General features: G+C 33.5%; 13 protein-coding genes. 4 read left to right on the top strand and 9 right to left on the bottom strand.

Annotated features, from left to right (window positions below; all coding sequences use genetic code 11):
* The first annotated feature begins 31 nt into the window (after positions 1-31).
* From parE to ACFEL2_RS08325, 3 genes are all read left to right on the top strand, one after another.
* A complete protein-coding gene (parE, locus tag ACFEL2_RS08335) occupies positions 32-2014 on the top strand; it encodes a DNA topoisomerase IV subunit B (protein ID WP_341751520.1) in 1983 nt (660 codons plus the stop codon).
* A 42-nt stretch (positions 2015-2056) separates the two neighbouring features.
* The gene (locus tag ACFEL2_RS08330; protein WP_342259368.1) at positions 2057-3436 is read left to right on the top strand and encodes a S41 family peptidase; all 1380 of its coding nucleotides are present in this window, start codon (positions 2057-2059) and stop codon (positions 3434-3436) included.
* Between the two features lie 468 nt (positions 3437-3904).
* The gene (locus ACFEL2_RS08325; protein WP_341751522.1) at positions 3905-5395 is read left to right on the top strand and encodes a sensor histidine kinase; all 1491 of its coding nucleotides are present in this window, start codon (positions 3905-3907) and stop codon (positions 5393-5395) included.
* A gap of 31 nt (positions 5396-5426) precedes the next feature.
* On the opposite strand, the gene ACFEL2_RS08320 is transcribed toward ACFEL2_RS08325, so the two are convergent.
* The 3 genes from ACFEL2_RS08320 to ACFEL2_RS08310 all read right to left on the bottom strand — a co-directional run bounded on the left by ACFEL2_RS08320 (position 5427) and on the right by ACFEL2_RS08310 (position 10005).
* On the bottom strand, positions 5427-5678 hold the full coding sequence (locus ACFEL2_RS08320; RefSeq protein WP_341751523.1) for a BolA/IbaG family iron-sulfur metabolism protein: 252 nt from the start codon (positions 5676-5678) through the stop codon (positions 5427-5429).
* Between the two features lie 103 nt (positions 5679-5781).
* Positions 5782-7326, bottom strand: a complete 1545-nt coding sequence (locus ACFEL2_RS08315; protein WP_375331968.1) for a patatin-like phospholipase family protein — start codon at positions 7324-7326, stop codon at positions 5782-5784.
* Between the two features lie 180 nt (positions 7327-7506).
* Positions 7507-10005: a valine--tRNA ligase gene (locus ACFEL2_RS08310; protein ID WP_375331967.1), complete on the bottom strand. Its 2499-nt coding sequence runs from the start codon at positions 10003-10005 to the stop codon at positions 7507-7509.
* 632 nt (positions 10006-10637) lie between these two features.
* On the opposite strand from ACFEL2_RS08310, the gene ubiA reads away from it, so the two are divergent.
* The gene (ubiA, locus tag ACFEL2_RS08305; RefSeq protein ID WP_375332409.1) at positions 10638-11495 is read left to right on the top strand and encodes a 4-hydroxybenzoate octaprenyltransferase; all 858 of its coding nucleotides are present in this window, start codon (positions 10638-10640) and stop codon (positions 11493-11495) included.
* Between the two features lie 29 nt (positions 11496-11524).
* On the opposite strand, the gene ACFEL2_RS08300 is transcribed toward ubiA, so the two are convergent.
* The 6 genes from ACFEL2_RS08300 to cysS all read right to left on the bottom strand — a co-directional run bounded on the left by ACFEL2_RS08300 (position 11525) and on the right by cysS (position 20893).
* A complete protein-coding gene (locus ACFEL2_RS08300) occupies positions 11525-14347 on the bottom strand; it encodes a 2-oxoglutarate dehydrogenase E1 component (RefSeq protein ID WP_375331966.1) in 2823 nt (940 codons plus the stop codon).
* 255 nt (positions 14348-14602) lie between these two features.
* Positions 14603-15688, bottom strand: coding sequence for a phospho-N-acetylmuramoyl-pentapeptide-transferase (gene mraY, locus ACFEL2_RS08295; protein WP_341751528.1), 1086 nt, complete (start codon positions 15686-15688; stop codon positions 14603-14605).
* The gene (locus ACFEL2_RS08290; RefSeq protein ID WP_375331965.1) at positions 15685-17055 is read right to left on the bottom strand and encodes a UDP-N-acetylmuramoyl-tripeptide--D-alanyl-D-alanine ligase; all 1371 of its coding nucleotides are present in this window, start codon (positions 17053-17055) and stop codon (positions 15685-15687) included. The genes mraY and ACFEL2_RS08290 overlap by 4 nt, the downstream gene beginning before the upstream one ends.
* A 27-nt stretch (positions 17056-17082) precedes the next feature.
* Positions 17083-18000, bottom strand: coding sequence for a translation elongation factor Ts (gene tsf / locus ACFEL2_RS08285; protein WP_341751530.1), 918 nt, complete (start codon positions 17998-18000; stop codon positions 17083-17085).
* A gap of 430 nt (positions 18001-18430) precedes the next feature.
* The gene (rpsB, locus tag ACFEL2_RS08280) at positions 18431-19318 is read right to left on the bottom strand and encodes a 30S ribosomal protein S2 (protein ID WP_341751531.1); all 888 of its coding nucleotides are present in this window, start codon (positions 19316-19318) and stop codon (positions 18431-18433) included.
* Positions 19319-19510: 192 nt separating this feature from the next.
* Positions 19511-20893: a cysteine--tRNA ligase gene (cysS, locus tag ACFEL2_RS08275; RefSeq protein ID WP_341751532.1), complete on the bottom strand. Its 1383-nt coding sequence runs from the start codon at positions 20891-20893 to the stop codon at positions 19511-19513.
* Between the last annotated feature and the right edge of the window lie 29 nt (positions 20894-20922).

Below are 20922 nucleotides of genomic sequence, written 5' to 3'. Positions count from 1 at the left end.
TACCCAAAAACTTGTAAGTTAATGCCATAATATGTCTGATCTATTTAGTTTTAATGATAAAAAGCCTAAAATTAATAATTCATATACTGCAAAAGATATTGAAGTATTAGAAGGGCTTGAACCTGTACGCAAGCGTCCTGGTATGTATATTGGCGGAACAGACGAAAATGCTATGCATCATCTTGTTTCGGAAGTACTGGATAATGCTATGGATGAAGCTGTTGCTGGTTTTGCTAACATTATAACCATAAGAATGCATGTGAATAACAGTATCACTATTTCTGATAATGGTAGAGGAATTCCTGTCGATAATCACCCCAAATTTCCTGAAAAATCTGCTTTGGAGGTGATTCTAACTCAGCTTCACTCGGGAGGTAAATTTGCGAATAATGTATACCAAACAGCAGGTGGATTACACGGAGTTGGTATTTCTGTTGTTAATGCTTTATCTGACTATTTAGAAGTTAAAGTGTACAAGCAGGGTAAATTATTTAAGCAATCTTATTCTAAAGGGCATAAATTGAATGATTTAGAAAGCGAAGATGTTGCAAAAAAATTAAAGGGAACATCTATACACTTTCATCCTGACCTAGAAATTTTTGGTGAAAAATCGTGTTTTTCTCCTAAAAAAATATACGAATTAGCTAAATCAAAAGCCTATTTGTACAGGGGAGTAATGATAGAGTGGCAATGTGAGATTGAGACTAAAAGTGATGTACCGACAACAGCCCTGATCCATTTTCCAGATGGTTTGAAGGATTATTTAATATCAAAAATAAATCATGACGATTTAGTTAGTGGAGAGATTTTTTGTGGTAATATTGATTGGGATCAAGATCACGTAAAAGTGGAATGGGCAATTGCTTGGAATAAAAATGAATACCAACCCTTCATACAATCATATTGTAACACTATTCCCACCCCCCTTGGTGGAACTCATGAACAAGGTTTGCGTAATGCATTACTTCGCGGCTTAAAAATATACGGCGAGATGATAGGTAATAAAAAAACAACTCTACTTACTATTGAAGATATTCTTGAAACTTCTTCTATTGTTCTCTCTATCTTTATCCAAGATCCAATATTTCAAGGACAAACAAAAGAAAAATTGGTTTCACTAGGGGTTAATAAAATAGTAGAAAACATTATTAAGGACCATTTCGATCATTGGTTGAGCAGTAATAAAGTAGCCGCAAACCAATTAGTTGAGCATATAGTCAATATTGCTGAATTCCGAATAAATAAGCGTAATGAAAAAAATACCTTACGTAAAACTGCTACACAAAAATTGCGACTACCAGGTAAATTAGCCGATTGTACAAGAACGTCTCCTAATGGGACGGAGCTATTTTTGGTTGAGGGAGATTCAGCTGGAGGATCAGCTAAGCAGGCAAGAGATCGAGAAACACAAGCTATTTTGCCTCTTCGGGGCAAAATCCTAAATGTTGCCAATGCGACTCTAGAAAAGATTACTAATAATCAAGAAATTCAAGATCTAGAAGTGGCACTAGCATGCGGTAGCCTTAAAAATTACCGAGAAGAAAATTTACGTTATGAAAAAATAATAATTATGACAGATGCTGATGTTGACGGAGCTCACATCGCCTCACTGTTAATGACGTTTTTTTACCTTCGTATGCCAAAGCTAGTATCATCGGGTCATTTATATATTGCAAAACCACCACTTTATCGACTAACACAGTCTAATAAAACTTACTATGCAATAAATGATCAACAAAAGACTGATTTAACTGCTAGATTATTAAAAAATAGTAAAGCTAAAATAGACATTGGTAGATTTAAGGGACTGGGGGAAATGATGCCAGCTCAGTTAAAAGAAACAACAATGAATCCAAAAAATAGGTCACTTTTAAAAGTTACTATAGATGATTTTGATAATATTGCTAAGATGGTAGACAATCTTATGGGCAAGAAACCAGAAAAACGTTTCCAGTTTATTTATGATCAGGCTTTAATTAAAATGGATACTATTATAAACAATCTAGATATTTAAAATTGTGTCATCTACCAACTACTTATAAATTACAGGAGTACTATGTTCTTACGTTTAATTACAATATTATTATCAAGTTCTATCATTTTTTCTAATATAACATTTGCTGAAGAAGTAAAGAAGAAAGAATTACCAAATTCAGCTTATTTAAAACAATTCCAAGATATCTTTGAACGTGTTAATAGAGACTATGTCCAAGATCCTGAAAAACAAAAAATGACTGATGCAGCTATAGAAGGCATGTTAACTTCGCTAGATCCTCATTCTAACTACATTACTGATGAGGATCTAGAATATTTTCTTGACCACACTAAAGGAGAATTTGGAGGTATTGGTGTTGAAGTGCAGTATGACAATGGTGCTATCAAAGTCATTTCCCCTATTGATGATTTACCAGCTTATAAGGCAGGTATAAAAGCTGGAGACTATATTGTGGGGGTTAATGATGAGTTGGTATCAAATTTGGGATTTAATAAAGCGGTCAGAGAGATGCGTGGAGAACCAGGGGCAAAGGTAAAATTATTGGTAATCACGGAAGGTGAAAGCAAGCCAAAGGAACTTGAACTTACTAGAGAAATAGTTACAATTACACCAGTAAAAGCCCATTTAGAAAGAAATAATATCGCTTACGTAAGGATAGGGAGTTTTAATGAACATACTATTGCAGAATTAAAAAAATCTATAAAAACTTTAAAAAATGAAAGTAAAAATGGTCTAAAAGGTATTATCTTAGACCTACGTAATAATGGTGGTGGTTTGTTAGATCAGGCTGTTGCGGTTAGCGAATATTTTATTGATTCTGGGGTAATCGTTACTACCAAAGGCAGAAGCAAAAATAGTAACTCGGTATTGACTAGCAATAAATTTGCAGAAAAAGCACCATCTGTCCCGATTGTTGCTCTTATTAATGTTGGATCTGCTTCAGCTGCAGAAATCGTAGCTGGTGCATTGCAAGATCATAAAAAAGCAGTAATACTTGGAACAAAATCTTTTGGTAAAGGGTCCGTGCAAAGCTTTGCTACAATTAGTCCTAGAGCTGCTATAAAGCTTACAACAGCTAAATATTACACTCCTAGTGGTCGTTCAATTCAAGCAGAGGGTATTGAACCTGACATAGTGGTTGAGATGGCAGAAGTTAAGTATCCCGAAACAAAATCAATAGATAAGAGATTTTCTGAATCTTCTCTAAAGAATTATCTAAAAAACGATAATAATAAAAATGATGATAAAAAAGTAGATACTACAGATAAGAATAAAGAACTTATTAAGAAAACAGATGATACTACAAAAAATACCAAACCAAAAAATACTCTAGAACAATTATCTGATCTTTATAAAAAAGATTATCAATTTGCTAGAGCTTATGATTTAATTATGGGATTAATCTTGACTAATAAAAGTAGCAATGAATTGAAAAAATAAAGGGTATACTCAGGTAGAACTTCAAGAACTGGCGTTCCCGCGACCAAAGATCGAAGCTGCTCCGTTACTCATGTACGCTACGCTGCTCGATTTTACTACTGCTAGCTCTTCTTGAAGTTATACTATCGTCTACCAACTCTTCATTTACGAATAGTATACAATGGGTAGGGTAATTGGGCATAACTGTTGAAAGTTAAAAAATCGTCTATTAGCGAAGCGTTGTTGTAAGGCTTAAACCGTCTATTAGCGAGCGAACGTACGTGAGGCTGGCAATCCATGAAACTTGTCATATAGATTGCTTCGTCGACCTTATGGTCTCCTGGCAATGACATGCTAGATTCTTAAGTTGACGCCTATGCGAATTCGTGTGATTAGGAATGATAAGGTTACAAAGGAAATATCAGCTATTAGTTATGACTTTAATATTGTCCTGTGTCTATATGTGTAAGTAATATATGTGCAAACCTAATGATTCAAAATAAATATATTGTTAGACTGTCATCCATTGGCTTATTTATAAACATTATTGTAAATATGATTTACTATCGTTACTTCATTATTGAAGAAATGATTTTAAAGCAAGTCGGAGAAACAAATATTAAAATAGCTGATGTTTATACAAAAAATGTTTGGGATAGGAATAGAACTGCTGTAGATAAGATACATGAATTTGGTTATATAAATTTATTACAAGATACAGATTTTATTAGGTTTGCAACTACTTCAGTTGATATTTTTGTTAATCTTAATGCCTATATTTCTTTATATGATCTACAAGGTAATAAAATTATAACTAGTTCGCCAATTCAAGTAACAAGTCACCTGAATTTTCCTGAAGATACTCTGTATCAAAAAATTCTTACCAAAATTGATAGATATTTTTTAAAAGAATTGAGTATAGAACAAGCCTTTAACAAAGCTTTTAAAGGGATAACAACTCATCTATTAATTCCTAGAGCCATGTTACATATATCAGGGGAGGTAAAGAAAGCATCTTGTATAACAAGTTATATCCCAATAATAAACCGTGATCCATTGAACTATCCTGTTGATGGTGTATTAGAGATACATACCAATATTACTAGTTTATGGGCAAGTATTATAGAGCTTGAAAGAAAAGTATTATTAACTTTTATTATCATTTTGGTAATATTTTTAGTTATAGTTATGAGCAACACAAATTATGCACAAAAAATTATAGACCGGCAATTTGAGGCTAATAAAGCATTAGAGGAAGCAGTAACTAAGGTTAGAAATGAAAGTTCTGCTCATACTAAATTTTTTGCCAATGTTAGTCATGAGCTGCGTACCCCTCTAAATGCTATTATAGGTTTTTCAGAAATTATGATGTCTACACCTTACAATAAGGAACATGATGTTTATGTAAAAGATATTCATAACGCAGGCAAGCATTTACTAGGTATAATAACCGATATATTAGACTTGTCAAAAGCATCTGCTGACAAGCTATTAGTTGATTTTGTAGAGTTAGACCTAAATAAATTAATTACTTCTACTATAAGGATAATGAAACCAAGAGCTGACCAAGCGAATGTAGCATTAATTGAAAAACTACCAAAAGATCATATTATTATAAAAGCAGATCCCAAAAGGCTTAAACAAGTATTTTTTAACCTTTTATCTAATTCTATAAAATTCACCAACGCATTAGGTTCTATAACAATTCATGCTGAAAAAAATGAATCTCAAGGACTGGTTTATGTGCAAGTTATAGATACTGGTATAGGAATTGATGAGAAAGATATTCCAAAAGTACTCTCAACATTTGGTCAAATTGATAGTGCCGTTGGCAGAAAATATCAAGGGACTGGTCTTGGTTTACCACTCACTCGAAAGTTGGTTGAACTAATGAGAGGTAAATTTGATCTACAAAGTAAAATAGGTATAGGTACAACTGTAACACTAACTTTTGCTTATGATAGTAGTATAGAACAATAACTACCCCAATGTTGGGAATGCAGGTGTATGATTATTTGACTATATTTAATGGAGAACTGGTAGTTTTTATGGTGATAGCATGTAATTTATTATTATTCAGTATTTCTGCTAAAGCTTTTTTTACCATCTTGTGCTGATTAATTAGACTAATTCCAAGAAAAGCATCATCTTGTATTTCTAAGGAATAATGATCCTGATCTCCAGCTAAATCAACAATTTTTATTTTGGCATTTGGAAAACTATAACGTATAATTTCTTCAAGTTCTTTAATAGATATTGCCATTGTTCTTTAGAGTTTTTTATGTAACATACAACAAAAGCTTAAAGTCTGCAATCAGAGAAATTTAAAAGTCGGTCGACTGGCAAAGTAATGCATTTTTTACTTTCTAATAACAGTCAACTAAGTCGTCAGCATGCTCGTATAGTGTATCCTGTCCCTCAAGTTTAGTCACTTCTTGAACACAAGAAATATTATACTTATCATCATGAGAGGTACTAATTATTAATGACTTAATATTTTCTAATAGCTCTGAACGACTCTCTGTATCTAACCCTACAATCCATTGAACTCTTTTCTCTACTTCTTCAGGTAGTGATGCAATTGTAGTAAGATCTAACTCTTCAGGAGATACATTATTAACATATTCTAATGCACACTTGGAATCCTTTGCATATAACTCTTTAATCCACTGCAGTGTTGTTGTAAATTTCTCACTAATTACAGTAGTATCTATTTTTTCATTAGTCACTATAGTACTACTAGATTCTAATTCACTACTTACCATTGCATTTAAGCCTTCAGGTTCTGCAGTAGCTACCACTATATCAGAATAGTCTGATTTTCTATCACCTTCATAATCTTCATCATTAGCTCCATTACTTACCGTTATATTTGAGACTTTAGATTCCTCAATATTATCTTTCAAATCAACTTTTAACCTATCACACAGATCTTGTACTAACTTGGAATTATTTTCCAAATATTGCTCAGCAACTATTTTTAACTTTGCTATATTATTTTTGCTAGAATTGTCTAATTTGCTACATTCTTTTGGAATAGGAACCCATATCTCTGTATTTTGTCCTTTACTTGTTAGATCTAACCTAACCTCATTTACATCAGCTTCTTCGTCATTTTCCATAAGTGTATCAATTAAGCCATTAATTAACCACCCTAATGCTCCATCAAAATTAGGTGATGGTATTCGGGCTTTTGTTTGCTCACCTTTCCCAAAATTGATAGAACAAATCATAATGTGTTCCATAATGTCTGCTTGTTCATGATAACTAAGCCCTTCTTTAAGCACCTGTAGCACTGTAGCAGCTGGACGATTAGCACCAAGACCACCATCGGCAAAAGCATAAGGCTTACCTGCAGCATAATCATAATCTCTTACAGCTTCTTCATTAATAACAACTTCAAAATAAGTTGGGGCTGCTACAGTTGCAAGAAGCACATCCTTTATTCTAACATGTGGACTATGTTTATCATGACTGTCAAAGATCTTCATCCTATTCTTTCCTTCACTCAAATCAGCAACTGGTATAATAAGACGGCATAGACTATCATCTAATCTATTATCCCCTAAATGCTTTTCTAGCATTTCCTTCAAAGGTTCTTGACTATATTTGTGTTTTATTATTCCCAAGTTAAACCAGCTTTGAGGGAAGATTTTAGGAGCAGCGTTTTCAAATAATTCCAAAACTTCTCTAGCTGAATAAGGTTCTGTCGATCCTCCTTCTTTAGGAGTGGTCAATAAGGCTGCAATTAACGCACCAACACTAGTGCCAGAAATAATATTAAATAATTTATATATAGGTTGCTGGGTTATTTCTTCTATTCTCGCTAGTATAACTAACTCAGCTATTCCTTTTACCCCACCACCTGAAAGGCAAAGAACTTTATTTTGTCCTGTTTGATTTGTAGTCATAAACTGTGCCTCCGTAACCTTTTAAAGTTTTATGATATTTAATTTAGGTTATCATAAAATTTATATGATAACAAATAAAATTTGTTATCATAATAAATAAAGGCAAGGAGTAAATTATATAGTATCATAGGAAACCCTAAAATATTACACAGCAAATTTGTAAATTGATTTATTAATTTTTCAAAGCATTTGAGTATATGTTACATTAACTACGATATCACCATTCTTTAAAACTTGATTTGTTGATGAAAATTGCTCAACAAATTCTATGGTGCGAGCAGACGTAACGTTTTTGAGATCTATTATTAGGTCGTCAGGAAGTTTTTCTCCTATAATTTCTAGTAGCTTAATATCAGCTTTGACTGACAAATTCTTTTCCGCTTTAGCTTTTCTAACCAAGTCTAGTATTCTAACAAGTCTATCAGGCTGAGTTTGATCTACCGGAAAAGATAAATTTTTGATTTGAGGCCAGCTGCCCCTTGTATGTATAGATTTTGTACTATACAAAATTTGCCAAATTTCTTCTGTTATATGTGGAAGGAAAGGAGCTAATAATTTAAGCAAGATTTTTATAGAATGATATAAGGTTATTATGGCACTATACTGCCCTTTATTATCTGAACCATCCATATTATAAGCTCGGGTTTTAGTTATCTCGAGGTAATTATCACAAAATACTGACCAAAAAAACTTTTCTATCAAATCCACAGCATTGGCATACTCATAATTTTGCATATCTGATTCAATTTTGCTTACTAACTCAACTAGTTTTACTATTAACCATTGGTCAAACTTATGACAAATCTTGCTTTCTATATCAGAAATCTGGGAATTTTTATCTAGTGGGTCTAATTTATCAAAATGAATAGCAGCAAATTTAGCAGCGTTCCATAATTTATTAACAAGCCTCTTACCATTTTTCATTACGTCTTCAGAGTAAACAGTGTCTGCCCCAAGTCTAGATTTAGAAGTCCAATAACGCGTTACATCAGCACCGTATTGCTCTAGCAATTTTTGTGGCACAATAATATTCCCTTTAGATTTTGACATTTTGCTACGATCGAATGCAAGACACCATCCACTAATCATGATGTTTTTCCAAGGTAGGGTATTTTCATGCAATTGGGCTTTAAGTATTGTGTAAAAAGCCCATGTCCTAATAATTTCATGAGCTTGCGGGCGTAAATCAGCTGGAAATAATTTATGGTGACGCTCAGCATCTATATTAAACTTTTCAGATATACCGTAACTACTTAATTGCGGCGAGATGGCACTAGTAGCCCAAGTATCCATAACGTCATAATCTGGCTCTACCTCTTCCCGTGAATAGCCAATTGGTAAATCTTGGGTGGGGTCTACTGGTAGTTGGGTTATATCTGGAAATATAGCTTTGCCTACTTCGCCAATTCTTTTAGAATACCAAACAGGGAATGGCACACCAAAATAGCGTTGACGACTTATACACCAATCCCATGATAGGCTATTTATCCAGTTCTCAAGCCTAATTTTCATATTTTGGGGATGCCAATTAATCTCATTTGCTCGTTGCATTAAAATGTCTTTATGTTTTATCGTACGAACAAACCATTGAGGTGTTGTAAGTATTTCTAGTGGTGCTCCCGAACGTTCAGCACATTTTACTGTTTGAGTAACTTCTACTTGTTTAATTAATAAATTTTTCTCTTTTAAGATTTCAATAATTTTACCTCTAGCATCTTTTATTTTTAAGCCATTTATCTGATTATAAGAAGATGAATTTGATAATTCGGCTGGGAAATCTATCATACCTTTTTTATCTATAATAATCTTCATAGGTAAATTATGTGTTCTCCACCAAGTTATGTCGGTTACGTCGCCAAAAGTACAGCACATAACAAGCCCAGTTCCTTTATCTATTTGCACTAAATCATCTGCTAAAATAGGTACTTTAACATCAAATAGCGGTGTTATAGCAAATTGCCCTTGCAAATGTTTGTATCTATCATCATTTGGGTTATAAAATACCGCAACGCACGCTGCTAACAATTCTGGTCTAGTGGTAGCAATAATAATCTTCTCACCCTTATTAGTTTGGAAAATTATGTCATTCATCATTGAGGTTTTTTCTTGATCTTCGATATCAGCCTGAGCCAAAGCCGTTTGATCAACTGTATCCCACAATATTGGTTGATTATTGCGGTAAATTTCTCCTTTATCGACTAAGTCTAAAAATGACATTTGTGATATTTTTCGTGATAACGGATTAATTGTTTGATACTCTAAGGTCCAATCAACCGATAAAGCCATTTGATTAAATAATGAACGAAACTTTTCTTCCTCAGAAATAACGACTTCTTTACATATTTCAATAAATTGCTCTCTTGCCATACTAGCTGCTTTTAGCTGCTTTTGTTTTTCAACTAAACGTTCGGTAGGCAAACCATTATCATCAAAACCGATTGGATAAAAAATATTTTTACCCAGCATCCGTTTAAAACGGACGATGAAATCCGCCTGGGTATAACTATAAACATGTCCTATATGCAGTTGTCCTGAAACTGTTGGTGGCGGAGTATCTACTACAAAACTATTTTCTCTTGTTTCATTTTTATCCCAAAGATAAATTTTTTGTTCTTGCCACAATCTTTGCCATTTTCTTTCGCTTTCACTAAAGCTATAATCTTTTGGAAATGCTATCATAATAATATCCTAATTATATAGGGGGTGTTGCTAACTAACCTGAATTCGATATATAGCTAACTCTGACTAGTATTACGCCGTCATTACGAGGGGAGACCAAAGGTCGACGAAGCAATCCATTTTTGATTATTTTTTGTGGATTGCTTCGTTGCCACTAAAGCGATTCCTCGATAATAGACGTTTTCGAGTTTGGTATAATATACTCGGTGAACTTCAAGAATTGGCGTTGTCGTGTCTAAAGATCTCCGCTGCTCACGTACTAATGTACGCTCCGCTGCTCGACTTTGACACTCCTAGCTCTTCTTGAAGTTGACCTTCGTCTACCAACTCTTCATTTACGAGCAGTATACTAATCGGGTTAGCTATAACGAGTTATGCCAAATTCGGTTATATTTGAATATAGCAGATTTTTATGTTCCACTAATAGCAATTATCATTATTTTTGTGGTATTGCGCATTTTTTTAACCAAGATATATAATAGACTTACTGCATAAGTCAATCTAGTTGGTGATTTTGTCGTCGAAACTCGCCTCCGCTCCTCACGTACGTCTGTGTACGCGAAGGTAGCCGGCTTCGTTTCTCCTAAAAATCCCTCAACTATCTTTGATTTATGCAGCAAGTCTAATAATTAATAGTAATGCCAAATAAATTTTTTCTAAGCCTTAGTTTGATGAGGCTGTACAATCCTACTGGTTATCTGTTGGTATTTTTCTCAGCCTGCTTTGGGGTTCTTCTTACCAATATTACAATATATAGTTTGCTAAAATTATTATTATTATTCTTTATCGGAAGTATCATTACTAGGGGAGCTGGTTGCATTCTTAACGATATTTTTGACAAAGATTTTGACAAACATGTTTTACGAACAAAAAACAGACCTTTGGCGAATGGATCATTGAATGTAAGTGACGCGATAATTTTATTAACTATATTATCAATTATTTCCCTGACCATTTTATTGTCATTAAATAAAACAGCTATTTGCCTAGGGTTCTTTTCCTTTATCTTGATCGTTTTATATCCACTAATGAAGAGAATTACTTTCTTTCCACAAGTATTTCTAGGGTTAACATTTAATGGAGTTTTAATTGGTAATAGTGCGGTAATTGATAAAATATCACTAGAAGCTGTTATTATGTATATTGCCTGCTGTTTTTGGACTATCGGTTATGACATTATTTATGGCTTTATGGATATAGAGTACGACAAAAAGATTAATGTCAAATCAATGCCTATATTGTTAGAAAAGAAAAATTATAAACTGCATTTATATGTTTATTATACTATTTTCATAATATTATTCATAGTTGCTAACATTATAGCGACCCATCACCTTAATTATATAGCTATCCTTTGTGCTTATATGATGCTGATTTGGCAGGTAATAACACTAGAAATCTCAGACCCACAAAATTGTCTTACTAGGTTTAAAAATAATAATTACGTTGGTTTAATCTTGGCTTTAGGTGCATTAGATTTGTATAACTAAATAATTATGCTAACGTTTCTAACTTAACTCTACCCCTTAATTATCAAGGCTTCTTCAAGCAATTTTTTCTGTTGCTCATTATGTATAATCGGTGAGCCAACTGCTGGTGAAGCAGACTCATTCCTACCAACATATACAAATTGATTATTAATAGATGCATTTTTTAGGATATCATTTAAGTGATCTTTAACAAAATTCCATGCCCCCATATTTTTAGGTTCTTCTTGACACCAAATAAACTCTTTAGCTTTATGATATTTACCTAATATTTTAACTGCTATATCCGTTTCGAACGGATATAGCTGTTCAAGCCTAATAATCACAATATCTAAAATATTCTTTTCTTCTCTTTTTTCTAATAAATCATAGTAGACTTTACCACTACATAATATAATTCGTTTCACTTCCTTGGCATTTATAGCATCATTAATTTCGTCTAGTACAGGTATAAATCTCGTATTCTCATCAAGCTGGGAGAGAGGTGATACAACCATTTTATGTCTTAATAAAGATTTTGGTGACATTACTATTAGTGGTTTACGAATATTACTGTATATTTGACGACGTAATAAATGAAAAAATGAAGATGGCGTCGTAGGATATGTAACTTGCATATTATTTTCAGCAGCAAGCTGCAAGAACCTCTCGAGTCTTGCAGAGCTATGCTCTGGACCTTGTCCTTCAAGTCCATGTGGTAGTAGTACTACTATACCGCTCATCCTCAGCCATTTGCTTTCGCTACTGGAAATGAATTGGTCGAAAATTATTTGAGCTCCGTTAGAAAAATCGCCAAATTGAGCTTCCCAAATTACTAAATCTTTTGGATTAACTAATGAATAACCATACTCAAAACCTAAAACTGCATATTCAGATAAATTACTGTCAGCAATTTCAAAATTTGCTTGCCCAAAATTTTCTTGGTTTTGCGATAAATTATTTAATGGTGTATAAGTTCTATCATCCACCTGACTATGTAGCACTGAATGACGGTGAGAGAAAGTGCCACGCCCACAATCTTGACCAGTAAAACGTATTCTAGTGCCTGAATTTAATAAACTAGCAAAGGCTAACTGTTCTGCAGTTGCCCAATCAATAGGTCTATCTTGCTTTAAGGTATTTTCTCTTAATTCAAATAATTTTGCAAGTTTGGGATTTAAAGGAAAATCTTTTGGTATCTGACAAAGCTTTATACCAAGTTCTTTTAAGGTATTTTTGTTAACACCAGTAGGGAGCATTTGAGCATTTGATCTAGTATAACTAGACCATAAACCTTCTAAAAACTGAGCTTGCGGTTGATAATTTTTGGCTTGTTCATATTCTTGATCTAATTTTAGTTTAAATTGTTCTTTCAATGCAGGAAAATAATTTTTGTCAATTATTCCGCCTGCTATTAGGTTATTTGCAAAAATAGTTGCCGGGGATTGCTTATTTTTTATTACATTATACATAACAGCTTGAGTATACATAGGTTCATCACCTTCATTATGACCATATTTACGATAACAAATGATCTCAACGACTATGTCTCTAGCAAATTTATACCGATAATTCACTGCAATATTGGTAGCCTTGATCACTGATTCAATATCATCACCATTTACATGTAGAATTGGACTATTAATTATCTTAGCAAACTCAGTAGAATATCTACCTGGTCTAGTGTCATAACTATTCGCTGTAAATCCAAGCTGATTATTAATGACAAAGTGAATAATCCCGCCAACATTATAAGGCTTTAGATCCGACATAAATAAACTCTCAGCTACTACACCCTGACCACAAAAAGCACTATCACCATGAACCAAAATACCCATTACTTTTTTACGATTAGTATCTTGGATGCTATCCTGTTTTGCTCGTACTTTACCAGCTACTACCGGATTCACCGCTTCTAAATGCGATGGATTATCTGCCATAGAAAGATGTACCTTAACCCCCTCTCTTATCTGATCTGATGAATAGCCAATATGATACTTCACATCACCTGAAACACCTAAATCGGTTGGCAATATACTACCTGTTATAAATCCGGACAAAATAGCTTTATAAGGTTTAGTCATTACCTTAGCCAGTGTGCTAAGTCTTCCTCGATGAGCCATACCTATTACTACATCTTCTATTCCATGGATAATAGACATATCTATAGCTTTATCTATAGCCACTACACTTGCCTCTCCACCTTCCACTGAGAAGCGTTTTGCTCCAGGAAATTTGGTATGTAGATATTGTTCAAATCCTTCAATTTCTACTAAGTCTTGTAATATATTCTTCTTGTCTTGTTCTAATTCTAATAGACTCTGGTTATTTTCTATCTGCTCAAAAAACCAAATTTTCTCATCTTCATTGGTCACATGAGCAAGTTCTACGGCAATATCTTTAGTATAAGTTTGATCAAGTAAATCAACTAATTCCTTAAGTGAACATGCTTTTATTCCAAAAAATTCATCATCAATTTCTATAATATTATTCAACTGATCTTTGGTAAAACCAAAATCTTCTATATTAAGTCTCAAGTCATTTTTAGTCTTAAGAACCTCAAGATTTAAGGGATCTAGCTTGACTAAATAATGTCCATAATTACGGTAGCTGGCAATCATTGCTTTTGCTCTGAGCTTGTTAGTTGCAGCAGAAAATTCCGTAACATACGGTAGAGGTTTTTCTTGAGGTGAAGTAATAACATGAGCAATACTTTTTGTGTTCTGAGGGCTATTATTATTTCCAATATTTTGGAAATAATTTTGCCAACTTTTATCAACTGCTGTATGATCTGATAAGTATAGCTGATATAATTCTTCTATAAAGACAGCATTACTACCAAATAAAAAGCTGGTTTGTTTAAAATTCTTATCCATAACTCCTATTCTTGATTAGTAAAAAACCTAGACAATATTCTCCGTGGGGGATGACATCGTTTTTGGTCTTGTAACCTCATTCGATATAAGAATTAGTAATTCTTATATCGAATTGGCTTCTTATAATGAAAAATGCATTCTTGAAGCGACTGGTACGAATGCATCTTTCTGATATTCTAGCCAGTTTTGCATTAAAATTAAAGACTTTAATCCAAAACTGAGGTTATCCATCCTCCTGAATTGACTATAGCTTTTTTACCGCAGTTTTAGCGAGGATAAACCAATTAGAGCAAATATTATGGCTATAATCCAAAAACGTATCACAACTTTTGATTCCGGCCAGCCATGTTTCTCAAAATGATGGTGCAGCGGGGCCATTTTGAAAATTCTTTTACCATTAGTAGCTTTAAAATAATATACTTGAATAATTACTGATAAAGTTTCAATAACAAATAATCCGCCAATAATTGCTAGTACAATTTCATGTTTGGTTATAACGCTAATAACACCAAGAACGCCACCTAGACTTAGGCTTCCAGTATCTCCCATAAAAATTTCTGCTGGCTGGGCATTAAACCATAAGAATCCTAGGCTAGCACCAACAATTGAAGCACAGAAGATAGTTAATTCAGAAATATTTGGTATATACATAATTTGTAGATAATTTGCATAGAAACTATTACCGACCAAGTAAATAATTAAGGTAAAAGAACCTGCAGTAATAGCAATAGGCACTATGGCAAGACCATCAAGACCATCTGTTAGATTTACCGCATTTGATGCACCAACTATCACAAACATGCTAAATGGTATATAAAACAAACCTAAATCAATCAATAAATTTTTAAAAAATGGAATAGTGAGCAGATTGTTTCCCTGACTATTGGAGTCTCTTAATAGTAAACAGGCAATTAGACAAACAGTGAACTGAAATAATAATTTCTTCTTTCCGCTAACGCCTTTATGGTGGTTTTTTGTTACTTTAGCATAATCATCCATAAAACCAAGTACACCAAAACTAACAAAGACAAATAACACTATCCATATATATTTATTAGTAAGGTCAGAGAATAATAGAGTGGAAAGACAAACGGTGAAGAGAATCATTATCCCCCCCATAGTTGGTGTTCCTACTTTTGCTTTGTGCGTTTCTGGTCCGTCGTCACGAATTGGTTGACCATATTTTTGTAAATTTTGTAAAAATCTAATTAATCTAGGTCCTATTAAAAAAGAAAGGGTCAAACTAAATAATATGGCAAGTCCAATACGAAAAGTAACATAGTGGAATAAATTTGCTATATGTAATTTATGTATATAGGGGGCAAGAAGGTTGTATATCATTGTAGCAATTCAAAAGATTGTATAATTTTACTAAGTTGGATACTGTTAGATCCTTTTAGTAAGAGTAATTCATCGCCTTTAAGTAATTTATTTAAGTTTTCTATCAACAAATCAACATTATAAAAATGCATTTTTTCTATGTCATTTGGCAAAGAATCGTATATATGTTTGGTAAGATTACCTACTAAAAAAACCCTCTTAGTACCGGAGTCAATAATTGCTGGTATTAAGTCTTTATGGAATTTTATGGAATTTTCTCCCAATTCTAGCATATCACCTAGTATAGCAACTTTTTTCTGTCCACTAAGCTGTTTTAGATATAATAAAGCAGCTTTTACTGATACTGGATTAGCATTATAATAATCACAGATGATTTGATAGTTTTGACCATTATATTTAGCGTTGACTAATTTACCACGTCCTTCAGTTAATGATATTTTGTTTAATTGTGTTGCTGCAGCATTAATATCTAAGTTCAGTATTGTTGCCACCTGAAGAGCGGCAGTATAATTTCTAGCATAATGTTCCGGTACAAAAGGAATTTTAGTATCTATTTTAGTGTTACAGATAGAATAATGTAGACGTACTTCTTGTCCAAAATGCTCATATGATGTTAATCTAGAATCTGTGCCTTCAGATTTACCAAAACTATATATATTATTAATCGATAATTGTTTAAGATTCTGTAAAATTCTGTCATAATATTGATGGTCTGAATTTACAACAGCTATGCCATTTTTTGGCATTCCTTCAAAAATTTCACATTTGGTATCAACCAAACTAAGCATAGATTCAAAAAATTCAAGATGGGCTTCCGCTATTGTGGTGATTACTGATATGTTAGGTCGTACCATTTTTGTCAGCTCTCTTATTTCTCCTGAATGATTCATACCCATTTCAAAAACAGCATATTCTATATCATCAGGCATCGAAGCAAGATTTATAGGCACGCCAAGGTGATTGTTAAAATTTCCTCTGCTAGCAAAAGTAGGTCCAAAATAACTTAATATAGTTTTGATTGCTTCCTTAGTACCCGTTTTACCAATACTACCGGTAACACCAATAAACCTTGCTTTAGATTTTTTACGTTTATACTCAGCCATGTGGTGTAGAGCAGTTAAGGTATCAGAAACCATAATTACTTTATTATCAGATAATCCTTTTATTTCCTTACTAATAATTACTGCATTTGCCCCTCGCTGCAGAGCATGTAAGGCATAATTATGTCCATCATTATTACCTTGCAGAGCAATGAACAGATCGCCGTTTGTAACGGAATTGGAATTAAACTGAATCTGCCTCCCCTGAATATCAGGATGTACTTCAATATTCAACGCACTAGTTAAGTCTTTTGCTGACCAAATCATTATTTTCTCAAATATAATCAGTTTTTCCTAACTTTGCATGACAGCTGCAACTTCGTCCGCAAAATTTTTATCTTCTTGCTTTATGCCTGCACCTAGTTCATATCTTATAAATTGTGTAATTTTAATCGAAGTTCCTAATTCTTTTGCAGCGTTATCCATAACTTCAGAAACTGTTAATTTATCATCAAATAAAAAGTTTTGTTCAAGCAGAACAACTTCTGCTAGGAACTTACGTATTCTACCTTCAACCATTTTTTCAATGATATTGTCCGGTTTACCGGAAGCTTTTGATTGTTCAAAAAATATATTTCTTTCACGTTCAATTAATGTTTGATCCAAACTTGATGCATCAAGACTATAAGGATTACTTGCCGCTATATGGGTAGCAATTTTCTGTCCTAATTCTAGAAGCTTAGCTTTATCTTTAGTAGTTGATTGTAAACCAACAATGACAGAAATCTTACCTAGACCATCAGCAACAGTATTATGTACATAAGATGCAACTACACCTTCTGATACCCGTAAAACATCCATACGACGTAGATTTAAATTTTCACCAATTGTAGCAATATTGTCTAATATTTCTTCTTCAACTGATCTACCTGTTGATGTTTTTGCTAATTTTAGTGATGGTAAATTATCTTGTTTCAAAGCTAGTTCAGCAATATTCCTAACCAATTGCTGAAACTTATCGTTTCTTGCAACAAAATCTGTTTCCGAATTTACTTCTATAATAGCCCCAACATTATCTTTAATGCTTATTGCTGTTAGTCCTTCAGCAGCAATTCTATCTGCTTTTTTTGCTGCAGCTGATAATCCTTTTTTTCTTAACCAATCAATAGCTGCTTCAAAATCTCCCTTTGCTTCAAGCAAGGCCTTCTTGCAGTCCATCATTCCTGCAGCAGTTTTCTCTCTTAATTGTTTTACAAGTCCAGCATTTATCATTTTACTCTCCTTATTTAAGGTTTATAGTTATTTTTATTGGATTGAGGAGTAGTATACTCGGTGAACTTCAAGAATTGGCGTTGTCGTGTCTAAAGATCTCCGCTGCTCACGTACTAATGTACGCTCCGCTGCTCGACTTTAACACTCCTAGCTCTTCTTGAAGTTGACCTTCGTCTACCAACTCTTCATTTACGAGCAGTATATACTCAAGTATAACTTCAAGAATTGGTGTTCCTGCGACCTAGCATCCCTACACCTTCAATGTCATCCCAGCCTAGGATATAAAATGTCTAAAGCACCATTCCTGTCTGTTTCTTTAGATTCCGCACTGAAGTAGGAATGACATCGAAGGGGAATCAGAGATAGCATCAACCCTAACAGGAATAACATCGAGGCTACTTAATTAAGTTAATACCCCCATAAGTACTAGTTATTTTGTTGTTGCAGCAACTTCTGCAAGCTCTAAAGCTGTCTCAAACTCTGACTCTAGTGCTTCTTGATTATTTAGATTTAAAGTTTTAGAAAATTTCTTGGTTGATTTTAACTTAGTAACACCTTTTATATTTGTACCTTTTTCTTCATGAGTAGCTATGCTTCCTAAATCAACGCCAGATGCAGCTAAAGCCTCTTCTATACCGGCAAGTACGGCATCAGCAAACAAGGTGCAATAGAGTCTTATAGATCTTATTGCATCATCATTACCGGGAACAGGGTGGTCTATATTATCTGGATTGGAATTAGTGTCAACAATAGCAATTATTGGAATACCTAACTTTACTGCTTCTTGGATTGCTAAATGCTCCTTATTAGTATCAATTACCACAAGCAAATTGGGTCTTGTCCCAATATGTCTAATACCCCCTAAGGATTTAAGTAATTTATCCTTTTTACGGGTCATTTCCAGTATTTCTTTCTTAGTATAACCGGAATATTCCTCTTCATTCCCCAAAACTTTCTCAAGATTATCCAGCTTTTTTATTGAGCCAGAAATTGTCCCCCAATTAGTTAACATACCACCAAGCCATCTGTGGTTAACGTAATATTGCCCACATTTCTCTGCATACTCAGCTACTATATCACTGGCTTGAACTTTAGTACTGACAAATAATATTTTACCGTTTTTCTTGACAGTTTCATAAATTACACCCAAAGCTACCTGCATTAGAGCAGCAGTTTGTTGTAAGTCAATTACGTGAATATCATCTCTTACACCATAAATGTAAGATGCCATTTTTGGATTCCAACGTGAGGTTTTATGACCAAAATGCACCCCAGCATCAAGTAAATCTCTGACATTAACAGCTTTTAGTTTAGACATTATTAAATCTCCTTAAAATGTTAGTTATGTACCTACATATTATAGGTACTCCTCCGCAAGAGTTGATACCAAAGAAATTGGACTAACAACTAGGCTCTTACGTGTGAATTTTGCTTTAATATTAATAAGCAAAGCTTATTATATATTTGATCAACATATTTGCAAGGGTTATGTTGAACGTAATATTCTTAATTAAACTTTTCTCCAACTAGTTGATCCATCTAGCTTGTCTTCTAGAATTATGCCATCTTTTGATAAATTTTGACGAATTTGGTCGGCTAATAACCAATTTTTTTGTAATTTGGCTTGCCTACGTTGCTCAATATGTTGGAGAATCGGTTCATCATTTATTTCACAGTAAAACCACTTACTCGCTGGTTGGGTCATTAGACCTATAAAATTGCTGCATGAAAGTAAGTAAGAGGCATATAAGTACTTATCATCTTCTTTGTTACTTGCAAAGATCAGTTTAGCATAATCGTTTATTACTTTAATGGCTAGAGGTGTATTCATATCATCGAATAAGTGAGATAAAAATTCTTCTGGAATGTTCTGCACGTTAAGTTTGTTAATGTCCAAATTCTCTATCGCTCTATACCAATAATTCATTGTTTTTGTAGCATCTTCTAGAGCTTTATTGTTGTAATCTAATGGTTTACGGTAGTGACTACTCAGTAACAGTAATCTAACTACGCTACCAGGGATTTTTTGGTCTATTAAGTCTTTTACCGTAATAAAATTATTGAGCGATTTACTCATTTTCTCACCATTACAGGTTAGAAATCCATTATGCACCCAATATTTAGCAAAATGAGAGCTCGGGAAAGCACATGTACTTTGTGCTATCTCATTAGTATGATGAGGAAAAATTAAGTCTGCCCCTCCACCATGAATGTCAAAATTTTCTCCGAGATATTTATAGCTCATCGCTGAACATTCTATATGCCAGCCTGGTCTACCTCTTCCCCAAGGACTATTGAAATTTGCCAATATTTCTTCATCTTTACCAGCTGGCTTCCATAATACAAAATCATGTGATTGCTTTTTTGATGGATTATTTTCAATACGCACTCCCTCTAGCATTTCATCAAGATTACGATTTGATAATTTTGTATAATTTGGGGCGGTAGAAATATCGAAATAAACGTGATTATCTGCGATATAAGCGTGATTTAGGTCAAGTAATTTTTGAATAATCACAATCATGTCATCAATATGCATGGTGGCTTTTGGCTCGATATTTGGCGTTCTGCAACCTAGATATTGCATATTAGCATGAAATTCTTCGGTGATTCTAACTGTTAAGTCAGAAATCGTTATTTTGAGTTCTTTGGCTCTATTTATTATCTTATCATCAACATCGGTAATATTACGCACATATTTTATATGATTTTGACCAAATATTTTGCTTAGTGAGCGGTATAAAATATCGTATACTACTACGGACCTAGCGTTACCAATATGGGGATGATCGTAGACAGTTGGTCCGCAAACATACATTTTTATTAAATTACTATCTAGCGGTACGAAAACTTCTTTCTTGTGAGTAAGTGTGTTATGTAATAATAATTTCATGTTTTTTAATCATAATCAATAATGTCATT

Origin of the sequence: Candidatus Tisiphia endosymbiont of Temnostethus pusillus (genome assembly GCF_964264675.1) — a bacterium.
Classification (GTDB): domain Bacteria; phylum Pseudomonadota; class Alphaproteobacteria; order Rickettsiales; family Rickettsiaceae; genus Tisiphia.
Note: the sequence above shows the minus strand (reverse complement) of the source record. Positions and strands in the feature narration are given on the sequence as shown.

Coding starts and splice junctions, on each gene's coding strand:
- tsf (WP_341751530.1), bottom strand. CDS start 18,000: ATGATAAATGCTGGACTTGTAAAACAATTAAGAGAGAAAACTGCTGCA.
- ACFEL2_RS08310 (WP_375331967.1), bottom strand. CDS start 10,005: ATGATAGCATTTCCAAAAGATTATAGCTTTAGTGAAAGCGAAAGAAAA.
- ACFEL2_RS08320 (WP_341751523.1), bottom strand. CDS start 5,678: ATGGCAATATCTATTAAAGAACTTGAAGAAATTATACGTTATAGTTTT.
- parE (WP_341751520.1), top strand. CDS start 32: ATGTCTGATCTATTTAGTTTTAATGATAAAAAGCCTAAAATTAATAAT.
- mraY (WP_341751528.1), bottom strand. CDS start 15,688: ATGATATACAACCTTCTTGCCCCCTATATACATAAATTACATATAGCA.
- ACFEL2_RS08325 (WP_341751522.1), top strand. CDS start 3,905: ATGATTCAAAATAAATATATTGTTAGACTGTCATCCATTGGCTTATTT.
- cysS (WP_341751532.1), bottom strand. CDS start 20,893: ATGAAATTATTATTACATAACACACTTACTCACAAGAAAGAAGTTTTC.
- ACFEL2_RS08290 (WP_375331965.1), bottom strand. CDS start 17,055: ATGATTTGGTCAGCAAAAGACTTAACTAGTGCGTTGAATATTGAAGTA.
- ACFEL2_RS08315 (WP_375331968.1), bottom strand. CDS start 7,326: ATGACTACAAATCAAACAGGACAAAATAAAGTTCTTTGCCTTTCAGGT.
- ACFEL2_RS08300 (WP_375331966.1), bottom strand. CDS start 14,347: ATGGATAAGAATTTTAAACAAACCAGCTTTTTATTTGGTAGTAATGCT.
- ACFEL2_RS08330 (WP_342259368.1), top strand. CDS start 2,057: ATGTTCTTACGTTTAATTACAATATTATTATCAAGTTCTATCATTTTT.
- rpsB (WP_341751531.1), bottom strand. CDS start 19,318: ATGTCTAAACTAAAAGCTGTTAATGTCAGAGATTTACTTGATGCTGGG.